The 10,532-nt window shown below is 58.9% G+C and carries 13 protein-coding genes; 11 read left to right on the top strand and 2 right to left on the bottom strand.

What is annotated here, in order from left to right; all coding sequences use genetic code 11:
* Positions 1-12 precede the first annotated feature (12 nt).
* Positions 13-684, top strand: coding sequence for an ABC transporter ATP-binding protein (locus AC3A5Z_RS22360; protein ID WP_487521482.1), 672 nt, complete (start codon positions 13-15; stop codon positions 682-684).
* A 477-nt stretch (positions 685-1,161) separates the two neighbouring features.
* A complete protein-coding gene (locus AC3A5Z_RS22365) occupies positions 1,162-1,302 on the top strand; it encodes a hypothetical protein (RefSeq protein WP_487521483.1) in 141 nt (46 codons plus the stop codon).
* A gap of 913 nt (positions 1,303-2,215) precedes the next feature.
* Here the strand turns inward: AC3A5Z_RS22365 and AC3A5Z_RS22370 are convergent.
* Together AC3A5Z_RS22370 and AC3A5Z_RS22375 are read right to left on the bottom strand one after the other, a co-directional pair.
* Complete coding sequence (locus tag AC3A5Z_RS22370; protein ID WP_487521484.1) at positions 2,216-2,530, bottom strand: H-NS histone family protein; 315 nt, start codon at positions 2,528-2,530, stop codon at positions 2,216-2,218.
* Between the two features lie 84 nt (positions 2,531-2,614).
* Entirely contained in the window at positions 2,615-3,769 is a 1,155-nt protein-coding gene (locus tag AC3A5Z_RS22375) for a GGDEF domain-containing protein (RefSeq protein ID WP_487521485.1), read from the bottom strand.
* A 480-nt stretch (positions 3,770-4,249) separates the two neighbouring features.
* Here AC3A5Z_RS22375 and AC3A5Z_RS22380 point away from each other — a divergent pair, with 480 nt between their 5' ends.
* From AC3A5Z_RS22380 to AC3A5Z_RS22420, 9 genes are all read left to right on the top strand, one after another.
* The gene (locus AC3A5Z_RS22380; RefSeq protein ID WP_487521486.1) at positions 4,250-4,744 is read left to right on the top strand and encodes a cobalamin-dependent protein; all 495 of its coding nucleotides are present in this window, start codon (positions 4,250-4,252) and stop codon (positions 4,742-4,744) included.
* 248 nt (positions 4,745-4,992) lie between these two features.
* Positions 4,993-6,309, top strand: coding sequence for a sensor histidine kinase (locus AC3A5Z_RS22385; RefSeq protein WP_487521496.1), 1,317 nt, complete (start codon positions 4,993-4,995; stop codon positions 6,307-6,309).
* Complete coding sequence (locus tag AC3A5Z_RS22390) at positions 6,293-6,664, top strand: response regulator (protein ID WP_487521487.1); 372 nt, start codon at positions 6,293-6,295, stop codon at positions 6,662-6,664. The genes AC3A5Z_RS22385 and AC3A5Z_RS22390 overlap by 17 nt, the downstream gene beginning before the upstream one ends.
* Positions 6,665-6,912: 248 nt before the next feature.
* Positions 6,913-7,194 (top strand): hypothetical protein, encoded by a 282-nt coding sequence (locus tag AC3A5Z_RS22395; protein WP_487521488.1) that lies wholly within the window; start codon positions 6,913-6,915, stop codon positions 7,192-7,194.
* 325 nt (positions 7,195-7,519) lie between these two features.
* On the top strand, positions 7,520-8,692 hold the full coding sequence (locus tag AC3A5Z_RS22400) for a GAF domain-containing sensor histidine kinase (protein ID WP_487521489.1): 1,173 nt from the start codon (positions 7,520-7,522) through the stop codon (positions 8,690-8,692).
* A 391-nt stretch (positions 8,693-9,083) separates the two neighbouring features.
* On the top strand, positions 9,084-9,290 hold the full coding sequence (locus AC3A5Z_RS22405; RefSeq protein ID WP_487521490.1) for a cold-shock protein: 207 nt from the start codon (positions 9,084-9,086) through the stop codon (positions 9,288-9,290).
* Positions 9,291-9,404: 114 nt separating this feature from the next.
* The gene (locus tag AC3A5Z_RS22410) at positions 9,405-9,776 is read left to right on the top strand and encodes a hypothetical protein (protein ID WP_487521491.1); all 372 of its coding nucleotides are present in this window, start codon (positions 9,405-9,407) and stop codon (positions 9,774-9,776) included.
* Complete coding sequence (locus tag AC3A5Z_RS22415) at positions 9,757-9,972, top strand: hypothetical protein (protein ID WP_487521492.1); 216 nt, start codon at positions 9,757-9,759, stop codon at positions 9,970-9,972. The genes AC3A5Z_RS22410 and AC3A5Z_RS22415 overlap by 20 nt, the downstream gene beginning before the upstream one ends.
* Positions 9,973-10,392: 420 nt before the next feature.
* Positions 10,393-10,532: TadE/TadG family type IV pilus assembly protein (locus tag AC3A5Z_RS22420; RefSeq protein ID WP_487521497.1), on the top strand; the 140-nt coding region annotated here is incomplete at its 3' end.

Consider the following 10,532-nt stretch of genomic DNA (forward strand, 5'->3'; position numbering starts at 1 on the left):
TGAGAATGGGCGATGATCCGGTTCGAGAACCTGACCAAGGGCTTCCGCACCCCGGACGGGCGCAAGATGGTGGCCGACAACATCACCCTCACCATCCCCGGCGGGCTCTCCGTCGGGCTTCTGGGGCGCAACGGGGCAGGCAAGTCGACGCTGCTCAGCATGATCGGCGGGCGGGTCAGGCCGGATTCGGGCCGGATCGTCTCGACCGGCACGATCTCCTGGCCGGTGGGCTTCGGCGGCAGCTTCCACGGCGACATGACCGGGGTGCAGAACGTCCGTTTCATCGCCCGGATCTACGGGGTGGATACCGACTCGCTGGTCGGCTTCGTCGCCGATTTCGCCGAGCTCGGCTCGCATTTCAACCTGCCGGTGCGGACCTATTCCTCGGGGATGAAGTCGCGCCTGGCCTTCGGCGTCTCCTTGGGCATCCCCTTCGACACCTATCTGGTGGACGAGGTGACCTCCGTGGGCGACGCCTCCTTCCGCGCGAAGAGCCGGGCGATCTTCGACGAGCGGATGCGCAACTCGGGTGCGATCGTGGTGACCCACTCGGCACAGCAACTGCGCAAGATGTGTCAGGCGGGCGCGGTGCTGGAGCAGGGCAAGCTAGTCTATTACGAGGATGTCGAGGAGGCCATCGCCGCCCACAACGCCAATCTTGACGTGGGTGACGACGGCGAATAGGCCTCAGCCCCAATTTCATAGCGCCGGTAGGCCTGAAACCACCGTCTTTAACTTGCAGATGGGCCGCGCGACGCGGCGGCGGCTTCGAATATCCTGCCCCTGCACAGCACCGTCAAGATTGATCCAGTTAGCCCATTCGCGGAAATAGACACAGCGCTGCCGCCAACTGATGATAACGAACCCACACAACGTCTGGACAGCATCACGAGCGCGGTGCCTGCTCGGTCCAGACTATGCTGCGCAGCAGAGGCGCTACGAGCCTGCCCGGCCGGGCATCGGGCACCTCTGTTCCCAACAAGCCGCGTTGAATTAGCGAGTTACGCAGGAGAGCTGCCTTTCTGCGGCAGTCCGCGCTTTGCGGGCGGACGTGAAAATGATGCCAATTCCGCAATATCACCAGATCCTCGACGAGATCATGAAGCGCTACCTGTCTCGACGGTATCGCGCTGTAGCCCTCGTAGAAGGAGCGGCGGTCTGATGCCAAATCGTCTTGGGAGTGCCGGCTTCTTTCGCCAGCCCACGATGCAGTTCGATGCCGAGACAGAGGCGCGCCACATCGAAGAACACGCTGCCAATCCGGTGTCTCGGCCTGTTAAAACCGAGAATTTGCTGACCTGAGTCAAACAGTTTCTGCAATTGGTAGTCGCCATGCGGCATGGCCCTTGCTGCGCAGAGCGCCGAGCCGCGCGCGACGCTTGAGCAGGCGAGCACGGCAAGCCGGAGATCGGCATCAGCTCCCTCCAGGGCAGGCAGCCGGAAAGCTGTCAGCTCAGCATCCTACCGCGTGCCGAATGTTTGTGTGCGTTTGTGAAATACACGCAGCCAAATTCCAGCGCGCTTGAGGGCGTCCCGGCGGTAACTGTCATGCATCCATGGCCGCCGAAGAACGGAGGCCCCCATCAAAACATGCACGGCTGATCGCCGAACCGGCGAGGTGAGGATTTTTGCGACAGCACTTTTGGGGAAATTGATCCAGCCTCTACACGCCGTCGCACCACCGCTCGATGTGGGTTGCGTCAGCTCAGTCGCGCCCGGCTCTTTTGAGGGCACCGTGGACATTCGGTTCTTTAAAAGGGCCCGCGGATTGCATTCCCTGTCTTCTGTCCGGGCGGGCTTTTTTTTGCTAGCGATGGACCTGCGCTTCAGGGCGACGGTGAGGCCTGAGACACGGCCCTCGAGACGGCGTTTAATGGCCATTTCCGCTTCATGCTCGAGAAGGCACCGCCTCCGCAGCGCAAGAGATTGAACTGTGCGGCCTGATTGTAATCATGGCATTTCACGAGACGCTCGACGTGGCGGCGAGAGACGTAACCGCTTGGACGCTCGTTTGGATAACAGCACACACAGGGCTCGGCTGCGCCGAAGCCTGGAGGCACGCCAGCATTTGTGCCGACCTGCGCACTACTCAAGTAGTTAATGGAAAGGAGGGCGTCCACTGCGTTTTGAGCCGGCGCACCTTGATCGGCGCAGACCCCGCCTGATCAACCGACCTGACGGGGAACGAGCCGTCTCTGTTTCGCCCTACATGCTCTCAAATGGCCATGCTTTCGGCACTTGCGCCGTCTTTAAGGGCTTGCTCGAACCAACGCGGTTTCCGGCCACGACCGCTCCAGGTCTCGCGGGCGTCCGCAGGATTAGCATACTTGGGAGTTGCTGGAGAGCGCTTGCGCCCAACGGTTACACCTGTCAGTTCTGCGAGCGAAAAGCCCAGTTCGCGTGCCTTTTCTTCGAGCTCGGTCAGCGCCGACTGTTTGCGGCGACCATCAAAATCAGCAATGGCTTTCGCGACTTGCGACTGGAGAGATTTCAACTCTTTGAGAGATAGGTTTTCAAGATCGATGGACATGACGCACTCCTGTTTGGAAAACCTACTTATCCACGTCTGACGATGGTTTCAACGGCTATCGGCGTTTCTTGTATGGTGTGCTAGTCAAGCAAGCTGTAGTTCGATTTTTTCTTGAGGATTGCTAATGACAAGTCTGTCACGTCCTTCTGCTTTTGCCGCATAAAGAGCCTCGTCGGCAGCCTTTAGGGCTTGGCTTAATGTTGTTGTTGGCACCGTAACGTGGTGCATGCCTATGCTTACTGTTACAGAAATCGTCGTTGTGTCATCAAGAATTAAACGGATCCTCAGCTCGCTGAGAATGTTCTCTGCCGCTCGCATCGCCCCTTCGATAGTCCTGTTTTGGAGGATGACGCCGAACTCTTCTCCGCCCAGGCGAAGAACACTATCCTCGACTGCCACAACACCACGCAAGGTCTTTGCTAGTTTTCTCAATACCTTGTCGCCCGAAGCGTGGCCAAACCGATCATTGATGCCCTTGAAGCGGTCGATGTCGATAAGGAGAATGGCAGTGCCGCGCGACCCTTGCTGATCCTTGCTTTGCTGATAAAGACGCTCGAAGCTCCGTCGGTTCAGGAGACCGGTCAAAGGATCTGTCGTGGCGTCAATCTGCGCCGCGCGCTCTCTCAATGCACGGCGAAGCTGCCTTTGGATGATCGTGCCAAAGACCACGGAACCGCACAGGTTGTATGCAGCCAGAACCAGAACCAGATGAACAGGATTGCCATCGGTCGGTGCTAGGTAGGCACCAAACAAGGAGACTGACATCATAGCTCCAAGCACGAGGAGCGCTGGGATCCCCGAGACGCGTAGGCGGTCGCGCACTTTTGGCCAGAGGCTTCCCATCAGAACAGCAGAAAATATCGAGGCGATTCCTACGACCGTATAAGAGTTGACGTTGATCAGGATCCTTCCGAGCACTGCCACCACCAGTGCCGTGAAGGCCCCCAGTGGGGAGAGGAACGCACCGGCAAAGCCCAAGAACAGCGCGCGTGCATCGACGATTGCTTGCGGACTCAGTGAGAGTGGCTGAAGCATGCCGATGACCGCGCCAAGGCCAAAGCAAATACCGAGAGCGACATGCCTGACATTAACTCCCCACGGTGACCGTTGGATTGCGCCGTAGATCATGGCCAAGGTGGCGATCGACATCGCGCTGTTGATAATGTGCAAAAATATCGCCACGGCAACCTCAGCCTGATCTGCTTCAACGTCTAGATCACCGGGCAGGAAGATCTTCATAACAATCTACCACTGGTAGAGTATCGCGGGAACCTGTCCAATAACGCAAGTGTTGATGGAAGAACGGTTCGGCTACAGAGCTTGACTGTCAGCTGTGCGATTTCATCTTCGAGCCGCCTGCGCTGTAGCTGGGTCTCTGCAGCGCAGAGCCGAGAAGAGATCTGCCCGTCGTTGCTAACTCCGCTTTGAGAGATGATGTTGACGGGGTTGGGTTGACGACACGTGTTCCTTTCCAAGTGCCGGGCATGTTCTGCCCCATCTGGAGAAGTATGCCTCTTGATCCCTAACGCGACATCCCCATCCGTCCGCGGGCCTGAAGTTTTTTTCCGCCAAGTTCGCAAGCTTAGCGAAGCCGCCTTGAATCCTGACCCCGACGCTTGCCGACGCGCGGTTGACGGGTTGATGCGCATAGGCGTAACGGCAGTCGCGGTCGCCGATGACCACATCCCGGCAGCAGCTCGCTGGATCGGGGAGCAGTGGATGCAGGACGAAGTTTCCTTCGCAGATGTGACGATATCGGTCTCGCGGCTGCAGACTTTGCTTCGCTCTCTTGACGAGGGCCCGAGACCGGAGCGTCCGGGGATCAGCATACAGCCAAGGGTTCTTTTGCTCGTATCTCATGATAATGATCACACTCTTGGCGCAATGGTGCTGCTGGGGCAGCTGCGTCGTCAGGAGTGCTCGGTGCGCCTCCTCTTGGGCGCGCGTCCGGATACTCTATCTGAAAAGATCGCCGGCATGCACTTTGACGCGGTCATGATCTCTGCCGCACAAGGTAACAGGATGGAAACCCTGAGGCGCCTCGTCCTTGCGGTCCGTAGAGCGGGCGAAGATGCTCCCATCGTCATCGGCGGGAGCATTGTGGGAAGCGAGCCAGAGCTCTGCCGCCGCACGGGTGCGGATCATGCTGAGAAGGATCTTCAGCGGGCACTCAAGCTGTGTCGCCTGAGGGAAGCCGCGTCAAAAGCAAGATGATGTTTCAAGTAAGTTCAGACATGTTCAGAGAAATGAATAGGGATCCTAGTTGACTCTCTGCCTTTGGAGGCTTGCAAATGACAGAAGCTGGATCAGCTGAGGGTCCCCTCGATCCCCGGGGGCAGCCCGCCACATTGGAAAAGTTGCTGCGGACACATGACTGGGCAGCGACACCCATCGGGCCCCAGCAGGCTTGGCCTGTCAGCCTCCGGATCGCGATCAATCTCGTGATGCGGTCCAAAGTGCCGATGGTCGTCCTTTGGGGACCCGACGGTGTGATGATCTACAACGATGCCTACGCAGAGTTCGCGGGCGCGCGGCATCCGGCGCTCTTTGGGTCCTGCGTCAGGGATGGCTGGCCCGAGGTCGCTGCCTTCAACGACAACGTCATGAAGGAGGTGCTGGCTGGGCGGACCCTTGCATACCGACATGAGGAACTGACATTGTTTCGCAACGGTCATCCCGAACAAGTGTGGATGAACCTCGACTACTCACCCGTCGAGAACGAAGCGGCCGAGGTAGTGGGCGTGCTCGCGATCGTGGTCGAGACGACGGACCTTGTGCGTGCGACCAAGCGGATAGCGACCGAGCACGAACGACTGCAGCGCCTGTTCGAGCAGGCTCCCACCTTTATGGCGATGACAATCGGGCCGACCCACATCTTCGAGATGGCGAACCCCGGGTATCAGCGACTTGTCGGCACCAGGGACATCATTGGTAAACCTGTCAAAGAAGCACTGCCGGAAGTCGTCGAGCAGGGGTTTCTCGAAATGCTCAACCGTGCCTACAGCAGCGGTGAGGCCGCCTTGGGCACTGGTCTCCTGGTATTTTTGCAGCGGCGGGAAGGCGAGCCGCAAGAAGAACGATACGTCGATTTCGTGTTCCAGCCCATCCGAAGCGAAGCTGGGAAAGTGGATCGCATCTTCATCCAAGGCTCTGACGTGACTGATCGGGTGCTCGCCGAGCGTCACCAGCGATTGCTGATGCGCGAGCTGGATCACAGGCTCAAGAATACTCTGGCGATCGTGCATGCCATAGCCACCCGCACCTTGCGAGACGCCAGCTCGACCGAGGAGGCGAGCGAAAGGCTGGGGGACAGGATAAGGGCTCTGGCGCGGGCGCAGGACGTGTTAACCACCCCCTTGGGCGAGCAGGGTGACATTCGAGCGGTCGTTGCCTCGGCTCTGCTGCCCCATCTCGACCAATCGAGCGACAGCTTTCATATCGAGGGCCCGGCGTTGAAACTGACGCCCTCTGCCGCGACTGCGTTGTCTCTTGCCCTGCATGAGCTTGCTACCAATGCTGTGAGACATGGCGCTCTCTCCGCCCCTGGAGGTCGGGTTGAGATATTCTGGGGCCTTGAGACCGGGAACAACGCATCGCTCCTCATGTTCTCATGGCGAGAGTCTGGAGGACCGCGGGTCACCCGGCCCACCCGGCGCGGTTTTGGCACCCGGCTGATCGAGCGCGGTTTGGCTCTTGAACTTGGAGGCACCGCTCGTTTGGACTATCCTCCCGAGGGCCTGACATTCATGCTGGAAGTAGACGTTGAAAAAATCCGATGAAACTTCTCGGCCGGCTCTTCGGATTCTGGTTGTCGAGGACGAAATCCTGATCGCGCTTATGCTGGAAGACTATCTGTCCGAGCTAGGTCACGAAGTCATCGGACCGGCTACACGTCTTAGACCAGGATTGGCCTTCGCCGAAGGGGAGGACCTCGACCTTGCCATCCTCGACGTGAACCTCGCCGGCGAGACGTCCATGCCAATCGCGGCGGCCCTGATGCGCAGGTGCGTTCCCTTCATGTTCGCAACCGCCTATGGGCGCCAAGGTCTGACAGATGAGTTCAAGGAACGCGTCGTTCTACAAAAGCCGTTCACCCTTCAGGAACTGAGCGAAGCGATTGACGAAGCAGCGTAGGGGATCAAACGTCATTTGATTGGTGGAGTCGTGTTGTATGCGGAGGGCTCGGTCTCGACCTGCTGATTGAATTTGATCAGAACGGCCTCTCGTGATCAAATATGTATTGAAGATGAACCTTCAGGCTCATGCTATTATATGCAGCGGATGCGGGAGTAGCCATAGGAGTTGCAGGCCCTGTCAAGCATCGCAATCTGAAGGTGACACAGGTAAGTGATCTTGGGCGCAAGCTCGATACAAAGAGCGATGTGGCTACGGTGATCTCAGCGCTTCGTGCCTATGTCCTCTCTCTGGCATGTGGCGAAGCGGAAGCGAATGAGCTGATTCACGATACCTTGCTGAATGCCATGACCCTCAACCAACGGTTTTGGTCCGATATCGATCCGCGCGCTTGGCTGTTTATCAACATGCGTCGCAGCTTTTATACTGGCGGTAAGATGCCGATGAAAGAGGGCCACGTCCGGGTAGCTGGCCCTTGGCGCAAACGGCTCAGGACTGGACGGGGCGCATCAAGTCTGAAGACTCGGTGATAGCTGTTCTGCGGTTGCCGGTGCCGCTTCGGGAGACGCTGATGCTCATCATCGTGCTTGGCGATAGCTATGAGACCTGCGCCTTGATCACCAACTGTGAGCCCAGAACCGTGAAGAGCCGCACGGAATGGGGAGTGCCAAGGATCATCGCGGAGCTCGAGGTCATGCGGACGTAGAGAGGCAGATCAGGCTGGGTGGCCAAGTTTTGCGTCACCCCATCTTGCCCCTGTAGTCACTGAACTGTGTGGGATGAGCTATAGGACGCTGCGTGCGTTGCATTTCAGCTCCTGCCTCTGATAACGCTCGGTCAGCAGGGGGAGCGCAGATGCAAAGGGACGTCCGAAAAGCCGTGGATGCCGTAGCGACAATCCCCTCTGTCGGCGCGATCCTCGATGTTGTCTGCCGCATGACGGGGATGGGGTTCGCCGCTGTTGCCCGCGTCACGGACGATCGGTGGATCGCCTGCAGCGTCCTGGACAGGATCGGCTTCGGCCTCAAGGAAGGCGACGAGCTGGAGCTAGAGTCCACGATTTGCCACGAGATCCGTGAGCACCGGCAGCCTGTGCTCATTCATGACGTTGATGCAGATCCCCTCTATGTCTCCCACCACACACCCAAGCGCTATGGTCTGAAAAGCTACATTTCGGTGCCAATCACCTTGGCGGACGGCAGCTTCTTCGGCACCTTGTGTGCCATCGATCCGCATAGGCACGATCTCGGCGCAGCGGAAATTCTGACATCCTTCACGCTCTTCGCGAGCCTTATTGCCGCGCAACTGGATGCGCAGTCCCGTGTTCAGGCAGCCGAAGCCAGGGCGACGGTGGAACGACAGCGTGTTGCCGCGCGCGAGCAGTTTGTTGCCATTCTTGGTCACGATTTACGAAATCCGCTGTCCTCGATCGCGGCAGGCGCTCGGCTTCTCGAGCGTCAACCGCTTGACGAACAAGGCCGGGAAATCCTTTCGCTGATGAGCGGAAGCGCGGCCAGAATGTTCCGTATCATCAACAATGTGATGGATTTTGCTCAGAGCGGGATCTCCAATAGCATCCCCGTTGCACTGATAGATGGCGTTGAGGTGGGCGATGTAGTGTCGCAGGTTGTCGAGGAGATGCGGAGTATTCATCCAGACCGAAGCATCACCTCTGTTTCTGTCGCAGCAAAGGCAAAATGCGACCCGGTCCGCTTGGGGCAGCTGCTGTCCAATCTCCTGGGCAACGCCATCAAACACGGTGCGGAGAAGGGCGAGGTGCGGCTGGTCAGTGCGGTAAATGAGGGCCACGTGACCTTTACAGTGACAAACAGCGGCAAGGCCATCCCAAAGGAGCAGATCTCCTCGCTGTTTCGACCGTTCGTCCGCGGGGAGGGCGCGCGAGAGACCAGTGGGCTTGGGCTTGGCCTCTACATCTGTTCACAAATCGCCAAAGCCCACAGAGGATCACTTGGCGTCTCTTCGACCGACGCGGAGACATGCTTCATCTTTCGGCTGCCTCTCACTTGACACGCGACCTGCTGATCTTGCCGATGGTCTCGTGGAGAGCACGCGACACCGCCCGCAGGTCACACCTCTGAGCTAAGAATGCTCCAGTTCATGTAGATTACGGTCGCCACCAGCAGCAGCAGCCCGAGAACGCCGAGCACCACGATCCACAAGGACACCGGGCGCGGTTCAGAAGGTGCAGGCTTTGGCTCTGTATTCTTGGGATCGGGTGGCATTGGGCATCCAGAGAATGAACATGGGGAAAGGGTAGCTACTTGAGATAAACATTCGACGCGCACGCCGGACCTTTTGCAAGCGTCGCGATTGGATACTCTCAGCACCGCAACCGTTGACCTAAAGCAGGTCTTGGGCTTTATAGGAAACTATTGTCACACAGGGGGGAGATCTTGCGATGGCCAAAGGCACGGTAAAATGGTTTAACAGCACCAAGGGCTTCGGCTTCATTGCGCCTGAGGGCGGCAGAAACGACGTATTTGTCCACATATCCGCCTTGGAGCGTTCGGGAATCCGCGAGTTGGCAGATGGCCAAGCTGTTACCTTTGACATCGAGTCTGGTCGGGACGGACGCGACTCCGCGACCAATCTGAAGCTTGCCTGACGTCACTGACGAAGTTGACTACGAAGGGTTAGAAGATATTTGATGGTGCCGCCTAGTAAGCGGCATCAAGGCGGGCATCGGCCAGATGGCGGGCGGCTTTGTCTAAGTTGGACCGTGAACTGGGATCCTACCCTCGGTGCAGCGGCCGTCATCCTCACCACCGTCGTGCTGCCGTCCGAATACAACATCGCCCCGACGGGGATCGGCGGCATCCTCGGACTGACCGAGATGGGCGAGATCAAGCAGCAGCTTGCTGAGAAGGCGGAAGCCGATCGGCAGATGCTGGAGGCTGCCGACGACCAGTCCGGTTTGGGTGGAAGATCTTTGGCCTGCTCATCGGTGCGGCCCCACGCACAGGAGGCGCCGGCCTGGAAAGACGAGATCACCTTTGCCCTCCAGCCAGGCGAAGGGATCGAGATCAAGCTCGCCGTGGAGGAAAGGCGCCGTCGCCCCGTTCGACTGGAGCGTGGATGGTGGAGAGGTTAACTTCGACCTGCATGGCGACGGCGGTGGCGACTCGATCAGCTACGAGAAGGGCCGTGCCGTGCCGCGCGACGCCGGTGAACTGGCAGCGGCCTTCACCGGTAACCGCGGTTGGTTCTGGCGCAACCGCGGCGATGCGCTGGCGAATGTCACGTTGCGGGTCGCTGGGGTCTACAGTGAAGTGGTGCGCTACGACTGATTAGAGATGCACGCGGTCGCGCTGACCGCCTGCGCCTGAACTGGCCCGGACGTGGTTGGGAGCGTGACAGTTGGAGTTCAGTCCTCGACGCGTGCATCGTCGGTGTCTCCGACCGACAAGCGCGTGAGGTTGCTCTGTTGCAGACGGGCCCGCATACGCACGGCAAACTTGTAGGGGCTCTCGCCGTGCCTGCGCGCAGCAAGATTTACTTGTCCGACATCATGGCAATCCAGCCCGCCGAGCGGCCCGAAGCGGAGCTTCCGATGTGCTAGCGGAGGACCGCGAGAGGCCCATCAAGGCGGCGGCTTGATCATGAGGCCGCCGCACGCGAAAAGCGGCGGGCCCGGGTCCGTCTGCCCTATTTGAGCCCAAATTTTGTCGTTAAATTAGACGGCTCGGGGCTGCAGGGGCATGGCAGGAATGGATTTCTCGAGGATCTGGCGGCTTGTCCGCAAGGAGGATGGCTCCGCGACCGTTGAAACAGTGCTCTGGATTCCCGTCTTCGCCTTCCTGCTGTTTCTGATGGCCGATGCGGCGATCATCTTCGGCGGCGAAGCGCG

The organism is Cereibacter sp. Soil_C_27, assembly GCF_057657095.1.

Bases quoted from the DNA above. Each gene is read 5' to 3' on its own strand.
- AC3A5Z_RS22385 (WP_487521496.1), top strand. From the start codon at position 4,993: ATGGTCGTCCTTTGGGGACCCGACGGTGTGATGATCTACAACGATGCC.
- AC3A5Z_RS22365 (WP_487521483.1), top strand. From the start codon at position 1,162: ATGCCAAATCGTCTTGGGAGTGCCGGCTTCTTTCGCCAGCCCACGATG.
- AC3A5Z_RS22370 (WP_487521484.1), bottom strand. From the start codon at position 2,530: ATGTCCATCGATCTTGAAAACCTATCTCTCAAAGAGTTGAAATCTCTC.
- AC3A5Z_RS22400 (WP_487521489.1), top strand. From the start codon at position 7,520: ATGCAAAGGGACGTCCGAAAAGCCGTGGATGCCGTAGCGACAATCCCC.
- AC3A5Z_RS22375 (WP_487521485.1), bottom strand. From the start codon at position 3,769: ATGAAGATCTTCCTGCCCGGTGATCTAGACGTTGAAGCAGATCAGGCT.
- AC3A5Z_RS22360 (WP_487521482.1), top strand. From the start codon at position 13: ATGATCCGGTTCGAGAACCTGACCAAGGGCTTCCGCACCCCGGACGGG.
- AC3A5Z_RS22380 (WP_487521486.1), top strand. From the start codon at position 4,250: ATGCAGGACGAAGTTTCCTTCGCAGATGTGACGATATCGGTCTCGCGG.
- AC3A5Z_RS22405 (WP_487521490.1), top strand. From the start codon at position 9,084: ATGGCCAAAGGCACGGTAAAATGGTTTAACAGCACCAAGGGCTTCGGC.